The 17647-nt window shown below is 47.1% G+C and carries 17 protein-coding genes; 7 read left to right on the plus strand and 10 right to left on the minus strand.

Annotated elements, in window-relative coordinates; all coding sequences use genetic code 11:
* Positions 1–104: 104 nt before the first annotated feature.
* Entirely contained in the window at positions 105–995 is an 891-nt protein-coding gene (locus AB3N00_RS21990) for a diacylglycerol/lipid kinase family protein (RefSeq protein ID WP_413036497.1), read from the minus strand.
* 311 nt (positions 996–1306) lie between these two features.
* Here AB3N00_RS21990 and AB3N00_RS21995 point away from each other — a divergent pair, with 311 nt between their 5' ends.
* Positions 1307–2821 (plus strand): leucine-rich repeat domain-containing protein, encoded by a 1515-nt coding sequence (locus AB3N00_RS21995; RefSeq protein WP_413036498.1) that lies wholly within the window; start codon positions 1307–1309, stop codon positions 2819–2821.
* 242 nt (positions 2822–3063) lie between these two features.
* Here AB3N00_RS21995 and AB3N00_RS22000 read toward each other — a convergent pair whose 3' ends face one another.
* Complete coding sequence (locus AB3N00_RS22000) at positions 3064–3246, minus strand: hypothetical protein (RefSeq protein WP_413036499.1); 183 nt, start codon at positions 3244–3246, stop codon at positions 3064–3066.
* Between the two features lie 209 nt (positions 3247–3455).
* Here AB3N00_RS22000 and AB3N00_RS22005 point away from each other — a divergent pair, with 209 nt between their 5' ends.
* Positions 3456–4643: an MFS transporter gene (locus tag AB3N00_RS22005; protein ID WP_413036500.1), complete on the plus strand. Its 1188-nt coding sequence runs from the start codon at positions 3456–3458 to the stop codon at positions 4641–4643.
* A 179-nt stretch (positions 4644–4822) separates the two neighbouring features.
* Here AB3N00_RS22005 and AB3N00_RS22010 read toward each other — a convergent pair whose 3' ends face one another.
* Positions 4823–5755, minus strand: a complete 933-nt coding sequence (locus AB3N00_RS22010) for a macrolide 2'-phosphotransferase (protein WP_413036501.1) — start codon at positions 5753–5755, stop codon at positions 4823–4825.
* A gap of 528 nt (positions 5756–6283) precedes the next feature.
* Here AB3N00_RS22010 and AB3N00_RS22015 point away from each other — a divergent pair.
* Positions 6284–7732, plus strand: coding sequence for a DEAD/DEAH box helicase (locus AB3N00_RS22015; protein ID WP_413036502.1), 1449 nt, complete (start codon positions 6284–6286; stop codon positions 7730–7732).
* Positions 7733–7997: 265 nt separating this feature from the next.
* Here AB3N00_RS22015 and AB3N00_RS22020 read toward each other — a convergent pair whose 3' ends face one another.
* Positions 7998–8591: a hypothetical protein gene (locus tag AB3N00_RS22020; protein WP_413036503.1), complete on the minus strand. Its 594-nt coding sequence runs from the start codon at positions 8589–8591 to the stop codon at positions 7998–8000.
* A 268-nt stretch (positions 8592–8859) separates the two neighbouring features.
* On the opposite strand from AB3N00_RS22020, the gene AB3N00_RS22025 reads away from it, so the two are divergent.
* Positions 8860–9720 carry a GNAT family N-acetyltransferase gene (locus AB3N00_RS22025; RefSeq protein WP_413036504.1) on the plus strand — a complete coding sequence of 287 codons (861 nt, stop codon included), beginning with the start codon at positions 8860–8862 and terminating at the stop codon, positions 9718–9720.
* 133 nt (positions 9721–9853) lie between these two features.
* On the opposite strand, the gene AB3N00_RS22030 is transcribed toward AB3N00_RS22025, so the two are convergent.
* Positions 9854–10120, minus strand: coding sequence for a CD3324 family protein (locus AB3N00_RS22030; protein ID WP_413036505.1), 267 nt, complete (start codon positions 10118–10120; stop codon positions 9854–9856).
* A 348-nt stretch (positions 10121–10468) separates the two neighbouring features.
* Positions 10469–11371, minus strand: coding sequence for a helix-turn-helix transcriptional regulator (locus AB3N00_RS22035; RefSeq protein WP_413036506.1), 903 nt, complete (start codon positions 11369–11371; stop codon positions 10469–10471).
* Between the two features lie 75 nt (positions 11372–11446).
* Here AB3N00_RS22035 and AB3N00_RS22040 point away from each other — a divergent pair, with 75 nt between their 5' ends.
* On the plus strand, positions 11447–11974 hold the full coding sequence (locus AB3N00_RS22040) for a dihydrofolate reductase family protein (RefSeq protein ID WP_413036507.1): 528 nt from the start codon (positions 11447–11449) through the stop codon (positions 11972–11974).
* Positions 11975–12055: 81 nt separating this feature from the next.
* Here the strand turns inward: AB3N00_RS22040 and AB3N00_RS22045 are convergent, their stop codons facing one another.
* From AB3N00_RS22045 to AB3N00_RS22055, 3 genes are read right to left on the minus strand one after another with little or no spacing between them, the layout of a single operon-like run.
* The gene (locus AB3N00_RS22045) at positions 12056–13189 is read right to left on the minus strand and encodes a GDSL-type esterase/lipase family protein (protein ID WP_413036612.1); all 1134 of its coding nucleotides are present in this window, start codon (positions 13187–13189) and stop codon (positions 12056–12058) included.
* Positions 13190–13230: 41 nt separating this feature from the next.
* A complete protein-coding gene (locus AB3N00_RS22050; protein ID WP_413036508.1) occupies positions 13231–13722 on the minus strand; it encodes an SRPBCC family protein in 492 nt (163 codons plus the stop codon).
* Between the two features lie 22 nt (positions 13723–13744).
* Positions 13745–14113, minus strand: a complete 369-nt coding sequence (locus AB3N00_RS22055) for a DUF4180 domain-containing protein (RefSeq protein WP_413036509.1) — start codon at positions 14111–14113, stop codon at positions 13745–13747.
* 202 nt (positions 14114–14315) lie between these two features.
* Between AB3N00_RS22055 and AB3N00_RS22060 the strand changes: the two genes are divergently transcribed.
* Positions 14316–14933, plus strand: coding sequence for an NUDIX hydrolase (locus tag AB3N00_RS22060; RefSeq protein WP_413036510.1), 618 nt, complete (start codon positions 14316–14318; stop codon positions 14931–14933).
* Between the two features lie 62 nt (positions 14934–14995).
* Here AB3N00_RS22060 and AB3N00_RS22065 read toward each other — a convergent pair whose 3' ends face one another.
* The gene (locus tag AB3N00_RS22065) at positions 14996–16312 is read right to left on the minus strand and encodes an ATP-binding protein (RefSeq protein ID WP_413036511.1); all 1317 of its coding nucleotides are present in this window, start codon (positions 16310–16312) and stop codon (positions 14996–14998) included.
* 232 nt (positions 16313–16544) lie between these two features.
* On the opposite strand from AB3N00_RS22065, the gene AB3N00_RS22070 reads away from it, so the two are divergent.
* The gene (locus tag AB3N00_RS22070; RefSeq protein WP_413036512.1) at positions 16545–17615 is read left to right on the plus strand and encodes an SDR family oxidoreductase; all 1071 of its coding nucleotides are present in this window, start codon (positions 16545–16547) and stop codon (positions 17613–17615) included.
* Positions 17616–17647 lie beyond the last annotated feature (32 nt).

Consider the following 17647-nt stretch of genomic DNA (forward strand, 5'->3'; position numbering starts at 1 on the left):
TACTTGTCTTCCAGCTTTGATTGTGACACAGATCTGCAATCGGTTTCAATGGATTTTTAGACATCTTATATGGAAAAATGGTCGTTTTTTATCCTTCGGCAGTCTTACCGTTCTTCAGGCACAATGACTTCAATATGTTGAGGCAGGACACTGATCCGAATAGGCAAAGCCGGGCCCTCTTCCCCATCCACATTGGTGCGAACGGTTCCGCTGGAGCTGACCCGAACTTCTTTTGCCGTAAAATAGTCGACGTCTTTATGGTCCTTCAGATGCCCGAACAACAAGGAGGTTCCCAGTGTCAGGCTGTTAAACACACTGATGTTGCGGATCACAAAACAATGAATCAGTCCATCATCCACCACTGCATCCGGAGACAGCTTCTCAAATCCTCCAACCGAGTTGGTCAGTGCCGCGAGAAACAAAGGAGAATCACCTTCCCACGTCAACCCGTCATGTTCAATCTTCAGGGGATAGGCGGGTGAGTTCACAAGATCCTTCAAACCTTCCTTCAGATAGGCCAGTGAGCCCAGCTTCGACTTCTCTTCCGATGACACGGAAGACAATGCTTCGGCCAAAGAGCCTGCTGCTACGACATTGGCGAAGAGACGATCATTGATTCTGCCCAGATCCACCCGGCGCATCTGGTCTGAACCGAGCTGCTGAATGGCTTTTTGGGGATCGAGAGAGAGATGGAGCGCACGTGCAAAATCATTCACTGTGCCCAGTGGCACGATACCAAGCCTGGGACGATGATCCTGATCCATCATGCCATTAATGGTCTCATGAAGTGTGCCATCTCCGCCGATGGATATGACCAGATCACAGCCACCTAGGCAGGCATCCAAACAATAGCTGGTTGCATCCCCTTCCCCGGCTGTTTCATTAACCGTCACTTCAAACTGCTGTGATTCCAAAATGGCTTGAACTTGGGACACGTACTGCTGTGCCTCTTCTTTTCCCGATGACGGATTGCTAATAATCATGGCTTGACGCATAACCGCCTCTCCCCTCCACCTGCATATTTACTTCATTTATACCCCTTCCGGGGTGAAGTTGAATAAGGTACCCAGTAAGACTCCATTTTTTTTGGAAAAGATCACCTGAAGGAGTACAGATAGAGGCTTGTTTCATATAGAATAGATGTAGGGTTGTCAGCTGTCCCTGAATTTCTTGTTCCTTTTATCTGCTGACGGGTTAATAACTAGAGAAATGTTGATGATGTATTCCTGATCGTAACTGACCTTTACTATTCATTGGATCTACATAGAAACGAGAAGAATTTTGATTATCGGAGGGAATTCACGCAATGAGAAGAGTGACGCTATTACTACTAATATTCATTCTGAGTATCGGGGCTTCCGGTCAAGCCTCGGCCTACGCAACAGTGGACTCAGGCAAAGGCATCATTGAAGACCCTGCACTGGAGAACGGATTGAAACTGATCTTGAACAAACCTGTAGATTCACCCCTGACCTCCACCGATCTGGAGCAGCTTACCGTTGTTGACCTGAGTAATGCAGGCATTCATAGTTTATCGGGACTGGAATATGCGACTAACCTGACCCACCTCCGCCTATACGGCAATGAGATTGACGATCTGACACCACTGCAGCATCTAAGCCAGCTTCGGGAAATTGACGTACGCAACAATTACATAACTTCCATCGATGCACTCGCTGAATTGAAAGAACTTGGACGGCTGTACATCAGCAACAATTCCATATCTTCCATAGAAGTGGTTCGTGGATTCACCCGTTTACATACGTTTTATGCCAGCGGCAATCAGATTTACAGTCTCTCCGCTTTGTCTGATATCGATGATCTGAAGTGGCTGGAGATCTCCAACAACGAGATTACAGATCTGACTCCTGTGGCGAACCTATCCGGGCTGCAGCAGCTTAATGTAGCAAACAACCGGATTCAATCACTCGATGTGCTGGCCGATCTGCCGAACACACTGTTGGAATTAAACGTGGCAGGCAACGGGATTTCCGACCTGACCCCACTGGAGCATATGACGCGTCTTCGGGCACTCGACATCTCGGGTAACCAGATCCAGCACATTAAGGCGATTGAAGGACTGGTGAGGTTAACCGAGCTCAATGCCGAATCCAATCAGATCTACGATCTGGAGCCACTACGTCAACTAAACAGGTTGGAAGTGCTGAAGCTCGCGAACAACCGGGTATGGGATCTGACACCGATTGCCGGATTTACTTTTACACGGGAGAACCCGATGAATGCCGTGCAGGATATCTCTGCTTCTGCCTCTCTGTCTTCTGGCGTACAACCTACAACCAATGAAGCAGAAGCAGCAGGATTAACTGTACAGAACAACTACCTGGATGTATCGAATGGCAGTAATACGATGAGCCTGCTTAACCAAATGAATGTGCGGGAGCAGAAACGTACTCCGCAGGGCCATTTCCAACGCCTGATTGAAGGGTCCACCACAGCTTACGTCGGCGATCGCACGTATGCACTGGAAGCCGCACCTTTTATCCATGAAGGACGTACCTATGTACCCCTGCGGTTTGTGTCCGAGCAACTGAATGCCCGTGTAAACTGGGATCAGAGCAAGGGAGAAGCCGAGATCACACAAGGCGATAAAATCATCCGCTGGACTGCTGGCAACAAGCAGGTGATTGTGGATGATTCACTCATGATGAATGATGCACCCTTGTTGATAGTAAGCGGTACAGCATTCGTGCCTGTGCGCTTCGTTTCGGAGCAGCTCAACAGCACTGTCGGTTATATCGGAAGAAGCAAAACGATTCTGATTTTTGAAAATAGACAGATAGACAATAATCTGCCGTCCTAGAATGTTCCAATAACAAAGCCTTCCTTAGTGTATTTATCGTACAAAATACATAAGGAAGGCTTATTTTCTAACGGTTTGGACGCTGACGATCTAACTCCTATTACATTAAAACAAATTAATATAATCATTCGGCGATTAGAAACCCTACGAACTTCATCTTGGTCTGTCCAGAGCCTGGAGTGGCAGATCGGTAGCATTCCGAAATCAGGACAATCGTCTTGTCATTGTGATCAACAATCCGTTCAAGGACAGCCGTGACCTGTCTGGCATACGAAGGGGGGACGGTTCAGGTCGAGCTGGAGGCTGACTCCTTCAACAACAGTGTGATTCAAACCCATTAACCACAGTGAAAAATGCTGAAAAAGTAGCACCATGATCCGGTATTCTCCGGGGGTCAGCGCTACTTTTCCGTCTTCTTTATCCAAACCTATCGCCCCTGCGGAAAGCCATTCATGATGACATTACCAAAGGTCATTTTTAGCCTATGTATTTACAAATCTATAAATCTAGATATAATGTAATCCAGTGAACTTACCCTCACAGCAGACTTATTCTACAGAAGGGGAAATAATCATTTTCGAGATAATATATCTATTTTTCTGTATATTTAAATTCATTGGAGGTACGCTTTAAAATGAAATCACAACAGGTCAACCCGCTGCTTATCCTGATCCTGGCTTTGGGTGTATTCGGTATTATTACAACGGAGATGGGGATTATCGGGGTATTGCCTCAGGTTGCCCAAAGATTTGGTATCTCGGCGGCACAGGCAGGCTGGCTGGTGAGCATATTTGCACTGGTCGTAGCAATTGCAGGCCCATTCCTGACCTTGCTGGCATCCGGCATCAATCGAAAGATCACCCTTTTGGCGGCTGTGTTGATGTTTGCCATCTCGAACATCGTATATGCCTACGCTACAACGTTTGATATGATGCTCGTTTTCCGAATCATTCCTGCACTATTTCATCCTGTCTTCTTTTCTGTTGCTCTCGTAACAAGTGCCAAACTCGTTCCTGCAGAGAAAAGTAGCCAGGCTGTCGCCAAAGTTTTCACCGGCGTTACGGCCGGCTTTGCATTTGGCGTGCCACTGACATCCTATCTCGCGGAGCGCCTGTCTCTCGAAGTCGCCTTCCTTTTCGGGGCAGTGGTCAGCCTGATCGCGTTTGTCGGCATATGGGTTTGGCTTCCCTCAATGCCCGTTCGGGAAAAAATGTCTTCTGGCAGGCAGCTCGGTATTCTGCGCAAACCTGGTTTATGGCTAAATATTGCTGCAGTCATTTTCATATTCTCAGCCATGTTCTCCGTGTATAGCTATTTTGCCGAATATCTTGGACAGGTCACCCGGATGAGCGGATCATGGATTAGCGTTATGCTCACTATTTTTGGTGTTGTCATGATTATAGGAAATTTGGGGTTTGGACAGTTTCTGCGGAAAAGCATCGTCCGTACCGTTCTCATCTTTCCCCTGTTGTATATGGCAGCTTACACGCTCGTCTACTGGGCTGGTAGTCACTTCGTGTGGATGGTTATGGTGATCATTATCTGGGCAGCCGTTCATTCCGGAGGATTGATTGTCAGCCAAATATGGTTAACCACGGAAGCACAGGAGGCACCTGAATTCGGCAACAGTCTGTTTGTTTCCTTTTCCAATCTCGGTATTACCTTGGGCACTGCCATTGGTGGATGGTTCATTGCGAACCTGGGGATACATCAACTGATCTGGTGCGGTATCCTGTTTGCACTAATTGCCTTTATATTGATTGGGATTAAAATTAAATTCTCCTCCCGCATTTCTTCGATAAGTCAAACACATGTCCAATGAAGCATACAACAGCAAAAGGCGATACTCACCATGGATATCATGGTTGGGATCGCCTTTTTCATGTTCACGTCATTTTACGGATGTTACAGAAACTACCCTCATGTATGGAACCCTTTAGCGTTCTGACACGTTCTGGATCTCCCTCACTTGACGTACTCAGGTTCACACCCTGGCTAAGCTCAATCCCGACTCACATTCCAGTTTGCCAGCATGGCTCTTGCCATTTCCATCGTTGACTCTTCCCCTGTGGTGAGGGCAAATTTGGCAACCAGTGCCGGGTAAGCAGCCCACTGTTCCCGAATATGCTCAAACATCTGAGGCCATGTCCTTCCCCCTGCCTTCTCGTATCGCTTCAGCAGATCGCGCAGCCCATCATCTTGGAAAAGTCCATAAAGGATTACAAAATCCTTACCCGGATCAGCGATCTCCGCTTCCGTCCAGTCAATGAGCCCGGTTACCCGCTGTGTATCATCGACAATGATATGCGGTGGGTGCAGATCACCGTGATTAAACGTCGAGTGCTTCGGCCAATAGCTGCCTACAGACAGCCACACCGTCCAGCGTTCCGCAAGTTGATCCGGTACCGTAAAATTCTTTTTAATCTCCTCTATATTTGCCGCAAACTCTTTGCGAGCTTCCATAGGCGTCTTGATCCGAACTCCGCCCTTGGCCGCCTTCTCAGGATCAATGTTGTGCAATGCGGCAAGTGCAGCAGCCAGTGAATCCAGGAACTCGTCAGACAAAGTCTCCTGCGGGAAGCGCCATGCGTATCCTGCGCCAGCAGGATCTACCACGGCAATCGGGTCGCCATCCAATAGTGGATAAGCGATCAGTTCGGGCGTGCAGATTCGCCAGTCCGGTACCTGCGCCGGAATACTTCCCCGGACCACGTCCAGCACTTTACCCTCATTCTCGGCACGCTCCCATACGTCGTCACGTCGCGGCTGGCGCAGAACCCACTTTTGTCCGTCCTCATCCGTAGCGAAGGCCACCCTGAAATCCATCCCGGACTCATTGATTTCCATCGATTCCTTACGGATTCGAAGTCCGTTTTGTTCTGCCAGCAACCATATATCCTGTGTAAAATCCACCTGTTCATATGACTTTGTCATATCCAAACCTCCCCTGTTCCTTGGAAAAATAAAAAACACAGACATTTCTGCCTGTGCCTTGATCTCGGAATAGGGGCATACCTAGATGTGTGCAGTCTCAGTAGTGGTACATCAAAGAACCACTCTCACGCAAGAGTGTCCACTACCATAACGGCATACGTGTAAATAGGCAAACTTCTCCCGATGATCTGCACACAGGCAGTACAACAGCAAGCGCAAACAAGCGTTTCGCTACTATCTCAATCGGAAAAAATTTACCACACGTATCCCTCCGTTCAGTAAGTTACTCCCATGGTAACACATTCCAATTCCTGGTTCCAGCATGTAATGGATTATTTTGCATTCCAATCAATTGCTCCGTTAACCTCGGTGCATATAGAGTATAATGAATAGGGTATACGATATATGTACGGTGCAATGCTTGTATATAAGCGTTTGTCTTCAATCCATTTCCCACTGATTGGGATACACTTCCTGGATTGATGCACTACGCTCCTGTATTCAAAACTAACGCAAAAGAGGTTAACGATGAGCCAGCAACAATTTAAAGATTATAAACTTAGTGAAGAAATTGTCAGAGCACTGGACAGCCTGGGTTATGAAACTCCAACCGAGGTTCAGACTGAAGTCATTCCGGTAGCTCTGGAGAATAAGGACCTTGTGGTCAAATCCCAGACAGGTAGCGGTAAAACGGCCGCCTATGGCATTCCGGTCTGTGAACTGGTGGAATGGAATGAAAACAAACCTCAGGCATTGATTCTCACACCAACCCGGGAACTGGCCTTGCAGGTAAACGAAGACATCACCAATATTGGACGCTATAAGCGTATCAAATCTACTGCACTATACGGACAGTCTCCTTTCCATATCCAGAAGGCAGAGTTAAAACAAAGAACACATGTCGCTGTAGGAACACCGGGACGTGTGCTGGACCATATCGAACGCGGCACATTGCCGCTTGAACGCATTGCCTATCTCGTGATCGACGAGGCCGATGAAATGCTAAATATGGGCTTTATCGAGACAGTACAGGCCATTATTCAGGCCTTGCCTCGCGAGCGTGTGACGATGTTGTTTTCCGCTACGTTCCCTGAGGATGTTGCCCGTCTCTCACGCAAATACATGAACAATCCGGCAGAGATTGAAATTAAAGCAAGTGGTCTCACGACAGCAACAATAGAACATGAGGTTGTTCGTGTGTCCGAAGTCAACAAAACCGCTGTACTTCAGGACCTGTTCATTGTGGAGAATCCGGACAGCTGTATTGTGTTCTGCCGTACGCAAGAGAACGTGGATAAACTGTTCCGGGTCATGGCTGACCTGGACTATCCAGCAGATCGGATCCACGGGGGCATGGAGCAGGATGAACGGATCGAAGTGATGAATGCATTCCGAAGAGGCCAGTTCCGTTATTTGGTCGCAACCGATGTAGCTGCGCGAGGGATTGATATCACGAATATCACCCATGTCATCAACTATGATATTCCGCTGGAAAAAGAGAGCTATGTGCATCGCACAGGCCGTACGGGACGCGCTGGCAAGACGGGTAAAGCCATTACGCTCGTTACCCCGAAGGATGGCAGACGTCTGGCCGAGATTGAATCCTATATCGGATTCGAAATCCCGGTTGTTCCAGCACCTACCGAGGAGACCGTTGATCGCTCCAGGGAAGAATTCGAGAAGCGTCTGAAAATTGTACCTGAACGCAAAAAGGACAAGCGCGAGCAGCTGAACCAGCAGATCATGAAGCTGAATTTCAATGGCGGCAAGAAGAAGAAACTCCGTGCCGTGGACTTTGTGGGTACCATTGCCAAACTGGAAGGCGTCACCGCCGATGATATCGGGATTATTACCATTCTCGATAATGTAACCGATGTGGAGATTCTGAACGGCAAAGGCCCGCTCGTGCTGCAAATGATGCAAAATACAACGGTCAAGGGAAAACAGCTGAAGGTTCGTAAAGGTAAAAACGCGTAAGCTCAGTAAATATATTGACCGGAGTTTAAGAGGGAGTGCCATGCGGCGCTCCCTCTTACTGATTTTTACTGTCCGGGATTGGTGACATTCCCTGTACAAGTGCTGCAATGTCATTCGAGTACTCTTTCCACTGGTAGTCTATATTTCTAATTTGAAGATGTGATTTCTTATCTGATTCGTACAATCCCACAATAGTCAAAAGGCTGCTTCTCAGAACTATGGTCCGAGATTGCAGCCTTTATAGTCTTGGTCGCATCGTATCATGCTACTCTTTTACCTCATAAGCGATATTTTGCAGTTCTTTGATATTATAGGTGTCATCCTGAATGCGCCATTCTCCTTGGTCCTGTAAAAAGGTGATATCACCTGATAACGGTATGTTTTTCAACTGTTTGCCTTCGCGATCTGTAAAGACCAGATTCAGTCTGTATTCTACGAGGATCCAATCGTTCTTGCTCTCTTTGATCTCAACTAGCATATTTTCCGGATGCAGTAGAGCCTTTTCCTTGTCTGCCACAAGTAAGGGTAACGTTGCATACCGATTAGCCATATAGGACTCATAGTTCTTCTCCGTCAAAAATGGCTTTATCGTCTCCCCTTTGGCCAAGACTCCCTCCACAGTTAGTGTATCTTCATAATCCGCGTAATCCACAGTCAATTCCGTTTTTTTATACTCCAATGACATCTCCAGAGCCTTTTGTTCATCCTGGGCCGTAGCTTTCTGGTTTGTCTCCATACTCGGCTCATTGGTTGGAGTTGTTGTTTCTTGAGCACGATCGATCGTCTCGGATTCCGTACACCCCATGATCATTGCCGATGAGAGTAGCACCGCACTCATAACACAGACTAACTTACGCATAGCTGATCAAACCCTTTCGTATCTTCATTACTTTCAATTATCACCTTTATTTGGTTAAAATGTCCAGTGTTTTGACACATTCGAAAGAATTACGGATCCGGTTGCATAAAGCTGGTTCTCCATAATAGGGTGTGTTATAGTCGACGTGAAGTGATTTGGAGGGATAACTATGCTAAACACAATCATGACGTCTGGACCCATTTTTGAAGGATAGCGCCTGCTGGCCCAATAACTGCGTATTTCCTTCACCCGTGAAGGTGTGAATGCCATGTCAACATATCAAATCGTTCCCATGATATATGATTCCAAGGAACAGATTCATTCGATTATTTTACTTGAACAACAATGTAAACAGCTCGATTCCATTCATCTGAAGGCAGACCTTGATCATATCAGCAAAAAAGATGGAGACCACGCTCTCCTATGTTATCAGGAAGGCAAACTGGTTGGACTCCTAAGTTGGTATCCCTCTGACGGTGTAACCGGAAATATCAATGCCATTGTGCATCCGCATGATCGCCGCAAAGGTGTTTTTCGCAAATTACTGATGCGTGCCATTGCAGATATGAAGCCACAGGGAATTAACCGGCTCAGCTATCGCGTACCTCAGAGCTTACCCTCTGGGCTTCGTACCGCTCAGTCGCTTGGGGCTGTTCATGATCGTTCGGAGTATTCGATGCAGCTTGTGAACACATCGTTCCCGGATGTCGGACAACTTGAGCTCACCTTGTCTGTTGCCGAAGCACAGGATTTTGAATTTATGGTCACCTGCTCAGCTCAGGCCTTTGGGGATTCGGAGGAATGGACGCGTGACTATTTCACACAAACGGCAGAACCCAGCCGGGTAACCTATGTGGCCTGGAAGGATGAGCTGCCTGTTGGATTGATCCGAATCAATTCCATTAATGAGACAACCGCATTCATTCATAACTTCTGTATCCTGCCTGCATACCAAGGCCAGAAGCTGGGGCGTCAGGTTCTGACTCTGCTGGTGGAACTGCTTCTGAAGCAGAAATATACGGATATTCGCTTGTCCGTTGTTACTGAAAACGAACGTGCTCTGAATTTGTACCGCAGTGTTGGCTTCGAGGTGAATTCAGAGTATCAATATTTCATCGGAAGCTTCTGACGAGTGATGCAACGAGGCTGTTTTCCCACCAAGGAAAACGGTCTTTTTTGCGCTGCTGTTCCTCAAGGGTTTGAGACAACCGTCTTTTGCACAAAAAAGCCACATTAGACTTCTCTAATGTGGCTTGTCTTCCTTACCTTTTGGAATACACAATTTTCTTGATACTGTCGATGGATAAAAAGAACTGTCCGGTTAGTTCATCCATGGACACACCTGCAGCGAAAAGGCGGCGAATCTGTTCATTTCGCTTGTTTACAACAATCCTGCTGCCTGAGTTTTCGCCCCACTTTTTGTGCGCATCCTTGGGCTTCGGAATGTAGACCAATCCCCCTGGGATGTGTCGTTGTATTTCCTTCAATAATTCTTCTGGCAAAATGGCATCTGCATTTATATATTTCATGTTGCTCCGCTCCTTAAATTTGGTCTTTAAGGCAGCAGAGTCACACGATGCACTTTTATAAATTTTTTTATGCTGGCGGAAGAAAGATCAAGGCTCTATGCAAACAACCGCCGTTGTCCATCGCATGAACTCTGCATAGAGCGGATCGTGAAACCTCTTATGAATCGAATCATGGTAGCCCCCCATTCCGGCATTCCTGCATAGGTGCTGCTTCATCTGCACTCTTAACCATTCGATAAGTGCAATTGAATATCCTTTTAACGAAACTACCCGATTCCGGCAGATCCTTCACTCCTCTTATGCGCCGGCTTGTTCATCGTCCGGAGAAGGCCAGCCACCCCATAGGCATCATGAATACTGGTTCAAACTCTTCTCCAGCATCTCTCGGACAGCTTGCTGCAATGCCGGTGGTGATATTACCTTCACTTCGGCACCATAGGCAAGGAGCTTCCGGGCTGTGAACGGGAATTCCTCTGGTGGAACCAACCCTCGCCATTCATTGCCTTGGATCGAATGGAACAGCACGTCTGAATGCGCAAGTCTCGTCCCAAACGGGGTGAATTGCAGCACCACTTCTACACCCTTCCGGTCATCTTCGGACTTCAACCACGCTTGAAGACTAGGAATCGACTCATCTATGGAGTCCAGCAATTTCAGCTGCTGCATACGGTCCACGCGATACAACAACACGCGCTCCTTATGACGAGCGGGCATGTACCAATATCCATCATCATAATAGATGCCAATGGGATAAGCCTCTGTTTTTTTATAACCGTTCCGGGAATGATACGTAAATTCAATCTCTCTTTTATCTATGGCTGCATTCAAGATCTCAGTCGTTAACGTCTCTGTGTGCTCACCCGGATGCTGTACAAACGTCACATGTTCCCTCATTCGCACAATCAGATCCTGTACATCCTGCGGCAGCGTGGAGAAATATTGTTCTGCCAGATGCTCGCGCATCGACCCATACGGAAAATCCGGCACCTGCTGCAAATATTCAATCATCATGAACAGACCCAGTGCCTCGTTCTGTGTAAGTTGAAGTGGCGGCAAAATTCGATTGGGCAAAACCTGGTAACCGCCATTCACACCCACCTCTGTATACAAAGGAAAACCCAGCGCCTGCAGCGCATCCAGGTCACGCTGAATGGTACGGACCGATACATCAAATCGCTCTGCCAGTTCACGAGCCGTAAATTTTTTTCTTGAATCCATCAATCTCATAATGGCGAGTTTTCGACTATTCATTATTTCAGCACCTAACTACGTCAAGATTTGTCATAGTTTAAGTGTATCATATGAAACAGAAGGGAGCGATGAATAATGTCCAATAAAGTAGTGCTGTATATTGCGATGAGTCTGGATGGTTACATTGCAAGACGGGATGGTTCAGTGGATTGGCTGTTTGATGTGGAAGGCGATGGCGGAGATAACGGGTACGCTGCATTTTATCAAACGATCGGAACGGTAGTCATGGGGCGGTCCACGTATGAAGAAGTGCTTACGCTGTCAGAGGATTTCCCGTATGCAGACCGGCCAACATATGTACTCTCCCGTTCGGAACAACCACCCGCACCACATGTACAGTTTACGACCGAGTACGTAGAAACCCTTATTCCCCGTTTAAAACAGGCGTCCGATGACGATCTATGGATTGTTGGAGGCGGCCTACTGGTTCAGGCTTTTCTGGAAAAGCAGCTGCTGGATGAGATTGAGGTTGCCATCATTCCCAAAATTCTTGGTGAAGGCATCCCCTTATTTCCAACGGGAACCGTACCGAGTCATCTGAAGATGATCGGGACTCAGACGTTGGGTCAGATCATATCCATCCGTTATCAAGTTCAGGTATAACAGAGATCCCGATAAGAAAAAGACCACGCTTTGCCGAAGGGCTTAAGGGTGGTCTTTGACTTATGGGAGCAAATTTAATATTCAGACTTCAGCCAGAATTCCTTGCAGGTAACCCACTAACGTCTCCGCCGCTCGTCGGTGGGACAATTCACCCGGATGCGTTCGAGCCCCTATGGTCTCTTCCGTCGTATCAGGAAGCTGTATAACAGAAACCTTCCGGTCGTTTGTCCGCTTCGTATAGCGATCAACCGCACGATAGATGGCAGGCATCATTGGAGATCCAAGCATGCCATAGGCCCAGACTAGATGTGCCTTTGGATTGCTCTTTCGAAGTTTGACCAGGAAATGGTCCACCGCATGCTCAAAAGCAGTCAAATCCTCCTCGTGATAGCTCCCGTCTTCATTCAAACGCTGCTTATATACCTCACCTGTGATCGGATCTTTCCATTCAGGTGTATGGAAAGCACCCCCATCGTTACTGCCGAGATTAATCACAACCACATCCGGCTGCCAGGACTCAAAATCATGCCTGTCCCCGGCACCGAGCTCCTGATTCTTCTCACCAGTGAGAAGACCGCAGACTTGTTCATAATATGCAGGAATGTTACCATTCGGATTGTTATCCCAGCTCGTCAGTACGCCCCAACCACTCTGGGAGATCACCCTGTAGTCTGCGTCCAATGCCTCTGCTGTCTTAAATGTATAGTTATGTATGGCGCTGAACCACATCGGAATCCAGTCTTCTTCCGCTTTGGCGCCTATTGCGCCTTCTCCAGATGTAATACTGTCACCAATAAACTCTATCTTATATGGCTTCTCTGCCACTGGCAGGAATGCTCCATCCGATTTAACGGCATAAATCTGCAACGAGCAACCTGGGTCAGCACTCATCGCCTGCACATCTTTAACGATACGTACATTTTTCACTGTTCCTTCGCTCATGCCCCGAAATACACAGACCCAGTATCGTCCTTCCGTGAGCATCTGCCTGCTCACAGGGACACCATTGATCAGGATGCTGATCCATGGTTCGTACAGATTATAGTCGGACTCCACTTCAACCCAAAGCTCGGAGCCTGTGACCTGGAGTTCAATCGCACTTCCTGTCCAAAATAACGTTAAGGGTGCCCGTTGCCCTGTCGTTCTGCCATGCACTTTCAGGTTCTGAATCTCTGACAGGGCATGCACCTGCAGCTTGTTATTCTCCCTCACCATGCATTCCTCCAGCATGTTTTTGTCCACCCCAAAAGGGACGGCTACTGAAGCCTATTTTTCTGAAAATAATCGACATGATCTTGGTATTTCTTGTACCACGTTTTCCACTCATCTTCACGCGACTCCAGTGTATGTTCATCCAGCAGCGCACCGATTGCATCCAGACAGACATGCCAGCCGGCAAGATCTTTGGCCGTGTGACTGGTAATGTTATGGATGGTTTCCATCAGAACGAGCTGGCACCCCTCCTGTGCTCGCTGGAGCTCGAATCTTACTTCGTCCTCTCCCCAGGTATATGCAAGAACGGTGTACGGCTCAAAATGTGTGATTCTCATCTCCTCAAACGTTCCATCACCCATATCAAACTTGACCAATCCACCCTCTCGCAGATCCTCGATCTGCAATTCGGAGAACCATTTGGACAGTTTGTCGTTCTCCGTCAGAAAGGACCACACCTTCTGTACATCATGTTTCCACTCACGCTCGAAACGGGCCACAACCCCGCTCGGGGCCAATTTCAACTCAGCAAGCATAGGTAGACCTCCTCTAATCAGGTTAACTCAGGCCGTGCAAGATTTGAAGCGCTTCCTCTTTGGTTTTCAAGAAGAAAACATGTTTGCCGTTATTGCACTCATAGATGAAATCCTTCAGGCTTTTGCTGTCGTATCCGTCGAAATCCCCAATGATGGCAAGCTTCACCTGATAGTTAACGTACTTTTGCAGAATATCACCCGCGAGCTTGGTCTTCAGATCGAAAAAAGCTTCCACAATATTCGATTTGTCGATGATGAGCTTGTAAGCTTCATTCGAATAATTCACGGAAGCCATCAAATCCAGTGCATCTTGCACATTATTGATGATCATGTCATCGCTCTCGATTATAGCAACCTTGGAGGTACCCTGTTGATCCACCGTAATTTTCATTTCACACACTCCTTCGTTTCTGATTTCTCTATAATATCTCGCAATCCGCTCATGAAAAGCAATGCATTTTTAAGCGAGATTTATTCTTTCTGTGGTCCAGCTTCCTTGAATTTTGTCCCTTATTTGTAATTATTCACTGGGATTCCTCTGCTATAATGGATTTATTTCCTATGTAGCTACCTATAGAAAGAGGGATCATAACATGGACATGAAGTGGTTGGAATGGGCGAAACAGATTCAGGCTATTGCACAGACCGGTTTAACCTATGGCAAAGATGTATACGATATCGAACGTTACGAGGAACTGAGACGGATCAGTGTCGATATCCTGGCTAACTATACTTCTGTAAACAAGGAAAAGATATCACTCACCTTTGCAAGTGATTCCGGTTACGCCACACCCAAAGTAGATATTCGCGGTGTTGTTTTCAAAGAAAATAAAATCCTTTTGGTTCGGGAGAAAATCGATGGAGCGTGGGCTTTGCCAGGGGGATGGAGCGACATAGGCCTGTCACCTTCAGAAGTAGTTGTGAAAGAAATCAAGGAAGAATCCGGATTCGATGTTGCGCCCGTACGGCTTTTGGCTGTACTGGACAAAAAATTTCATGATCATCCGCCCGAACCTTATCATATATACAAGATGTTTATTCAATGCGAAATTACAGGAGGAAAAGCGGAAACTGGCGTGGAAACCAGCGCAGTCCAATTCTTCGAAAGACATGATCTGCCTGAACTTTCGTTGGAAAGGAATACCCCAGAACAGGTAAAGACCATGTTTGAGTTTCTTGATCATCCGGCCAAAGAAGTCATTCTGGACTGAACATGTTGATGCTAAAATAGCGATTCTTCCGTTGCAAGGAAAAGTCGCTATCTTAGCTTGCCTCATTCATCTCGGTGGAAAGAATCCTCCAATTCCGCGCCTTTAACCAGATTTCTTTTGGGGATAGAAACAACAAAGGTCGTCCCTCTTCCGCCTTGATCCACAGATTCAATGGTAATATGACCTTCCAGAGATTGAACAATATCGCGCACATGGGATAAGCCGATGCCCGTCGCTGCAATGCCTACTTCATTGAATTTGGTGGTATAGCCAGGTTCGAAAATAATATTTCGTTTGGCTTCAGATACACCTTGGCCGGAGTCCGTAACGATAAATTGCACATCCTCTTCCTGTTCCAATACCTGTATCCGAATGGTCCCTTCGGTCTCGATCGCTTCCACTGCATTAGCGATCAGGTTGTTCATCACGGTTAGTAGCGGAATGTAAAAAGGGGAATCGCAATCATACTGCTGCTCCAGCTCGATCTGTATTCTTTTGTTCAGCATCTCGCTATATTTACGGTTGCCTTTGGTTGCGAAGTTCAGAACCTCTGACAGGCTCATGTTGACCGCCTTTTCACTATCGTATAACTTCAGCAGTCCTGCCAAAATGCGCTGTGAGTCCTTCTTCACCTCATGGATCTGCTGGGCAATCCCCAGTGTCCGGTGGCTGTATTGATTCATGTCCTGCTCTCTGAGATCCCGATACAGGTCATAGCTGTCAGCCGTAATGCCTTCAATCGTCTTCATCGATTTCTTCAGATAAAAGACTTCGCCGTACAGGCCGGAGTTAACATTGAGCATCTGCTCCATCCGCTTCTCCTGCTCTGCATGCAGTACTCGCATCTGCCTTACCGCAAGGCTGTTATACAGGCCGCTGACAAAGTAGCTGCGCAGCCCGCCCACAACGAGCAGATACAGCCATTCTTTCATATCAAGGATACTGGTTCCATTCAACACGCCGCGAATGATAAGCTCCACGAGATTGGAAGAAAAATCAACACACGTGATTAAGCCACCCAGGAGAAGCGGTTGTATCTCATGAAACCTGTCCTTAAACTTGCTAAGACCATAGGAGAACACGATATAATAGATGCCCGCTCCAATATTGTCATGCAAACTTTCCAGAACCGATATGGAATTCACATCGTACAGCAAATCTACAGATTGAACAATAAAGCTCGTAAAACCCGTCAGAATCCCCGTCTTCACATAAGACAGATGAGGCATGATCATGAGCAGAAACAATAGGATGCTTACGCCCAAGCCGATTCGAAAATAATCTTCCTGGAAGGGATTAATCTTAAATTGTGCACCTATGGCCGTAGCCAAAGCGATCGCCGCCATTTGTACATTTTCATTTTTAAACCAAGTACGCATATCTTTCTCCTACCATGACCCCGATTAGCGCTTGCAAATACAGTTCGCGCCTCTAATGTTGTATATCGTAACATACGGATTCATCTTTAGAAAATTTACGATATAGCAGCCCATGAACCTGCTTAACAACCAAATATTACTTTCAAGTGCGTATGTGACTTTGAGGTGCGTACTTCACACCTTCCTTTTGCTGGCTCACAATAATGTACAGGAAAAGAAAGGAGCATGCCCATTGAAACCTGATCAACCTCTTACTCGCCATACCGCTCTCGTTATTGGTGCGGGCGGCGTCATTGGAAGTAACCTTATTGATTATCTGACGACACTTCCAGAATGGAATGTCATTGGGGTATCACGCCGCGGAGGGCAGGATTCTCCCAGACTTCGTTATATATCAGTGGATTTACTGAATGAAGCCGATACTCAGGCCAAACTGAGTCATTTGACGACGGTCACTCATATTTTTTATGCTGCTTATCAGGATCGCCCTACATGGTCCGAATTGGTACAACCCAACCTGGCAATGCTCGTCAATGTGGTCAGTGCCATTGAGCCTGTTGCCCTCAACCTCCAGCATATCAGTCTTATGCAAGGTTATAAGGTGTACGGTGCTCATCTGGGCCCGTTTAAAACACCCGCACGGGAAACGGATGCACACCATATGCCACCTGAATTCAATGTTGATCAGCAGCAATTTCTTGAGAGAAGGCAACCCGGAAGCGGCTGGACCTGGTCGGCCCTGCGCCCGTCTGTTGTATGTGGTTTCGCTCTCGGCAATCCAATGAATCTCGCCATGGTTATTGGGATATATGCGTCCATCTCCAAGGAACTTGGCCTGCCACTTCGCTTCCCCGGTAAGCCTGGTGCTTACAATTCTCTGCTCGAAATGACCGATGCTGCCCTGTTGGCTCGCGCTACCGTTTGGGCGGCGACCGACCCCCGCTGCGCCAATCAGGCGTTCAATATTACCAATGGCGATTTGTTTCGCTGGAATGAACTTTGGCCCAAAATCGCTGCTTTTTTTGAACTGGAAACGGCGCCTCCACTACCGCTCTCGCTTGCAACAGTGATGGCAGACAAAGAAAGTCTTTGGAAATCCATGATTGAGAAATATGGCCTGATGGAAACCTCCTATGATGACGTCTCTTCCTGGGGCTTCGGCGACTTTGTATTCTCATGGGATTATGATTTCTTCGCAGATGGTTCCAAAGCCCGCCGCTTTGGCTTTCATGATTTTGTTGAAACAGAAACGATGTTTATGGATATATTCGCAGATTTGCGTGAGCGCAAGATCATTCCGTAATTGAATATAAAATACAAAACAAGCGGAATCCC

Origin of the sequence: Paenibacillus xylanilyticus (assembly GCF_047246825.1) — a bacterium.
Taxonomy (GTDB): Bacteria; Bacillota; Bacilli; order Paenibacillales; family Paenibacillaceae; genus Paenibacillus; species Paenibacillus xylanilyticus_B.

Excerpts from the sequence above, each read along its gene's own strand:
- AB3N00_RS21990 (WP_413036497.1), bottom strand. The coding sequence starts at position 995 with ATGCGTCAAGCCATGATTATTAGCAATCCGTCATCGGGAAAAGAAGAG.
- AB3N00_RS21995 (WP_413036498.1), top strand. The coding sequence starts at position 1,307 with ATGAGAAGAGTGACGCTATTACTACTAATATTCATTCTGAGTATCGGG.
- AB3N00_RS22005 (WP_413036500.1), top strand. The coding sequence starts at position 3,456 with ATGAAATCACAACAGGTCAACCCGCTGCTTATCCTGATCCTGGCTTTG.
- AB3N00_RS22010 (WP_413036501.1), bottom strand. The coding sequence starts at position 5,755 with ATGACAAAGTCATATGAACAGGTGGATTTTACACAGGATATATGGTTG.
- AB3N00_RS22015 (WP_413036502.1), top strand. The coding sequence starts at position 6,284 with ATGAGCCAGCAACAATTTAAAGATTATAAACTTAGTGAAGAAATTGTC.
- AB3N00_RS22020 (WP_413036503.1), bottom strand. The coding sequence starts at position 8,591 with ATGCGTAAGTTAGTCTGTGTTATGAGTGCGGTGCTACTCTCATCGGCA.
- AB3N00_RS22025 (WP_413036504.1), top strand. The coding sequence starts at position 8,860 with ATGTCAACATATCAAATCGTTCCCATGATATATGATTCCAAGGAACAG.
- AB3N00_RS22030 (WP_413036505.1), bottom strand. The coding sequence starts at position 10,120 with ATGAAATATATAAATGCAGATGCCATTTTGCCAGAAGAATTATTGAAG.
- AB3N00_RS22035 (WP_413036506.1), bottom strand. The coding sequence starts at position 11,371 with ATGAATAGTCGAAAACTCGCCATTATGAGATTGATGGATTCAAGAAAA.
- AB3N00_RS22040 (WP_413036507.1), top strand. The coding sequence starts at position 11,447 with ATGTCCAATAAAGTAGTGCTGTATATTGCGATGAGTCTGGATGGTTAC.
- AB3N00_RS22045 (WP_413036612.1), bottom strand. The coding sequence starts at position 13,189 with ATGGTGAGGGAGAATAACAAGCTGCAGGTGCATGCCCTGTCAGAGATT.
- AB3N00_RS22050 (WP_413036508.1), bottom strand. The coding sequence starts at position 13,722 with ATGCTTGCTGAGTTGAAATTGGCCCCGAGCGGGGTTGTGGCCCGTTTC.
- AB3N00_RS22055 (WP_413036509.1), bottom strand. The coding sequence starts at position 14,113 with ATGAAAATTACGGTGGATCAACAGGGTACCTCCAAGGTTGCTATAATC.
- AB3N00_RS22060 (WP_413036510.1), top strand. The coding sequence starts at position 14,316 with ATGGACATGAAGTGGTTGGAATGGGCGAAACAGATTCAGGCTATTGCA.
- AB3N00_RS22065 (WP_413036511.1), bottom strand. The coding sequence starts at position 16,312 with ATGCGTACTTGGTTTAAAAATGAAAATGTACAAATGGCGGCGATCGCT.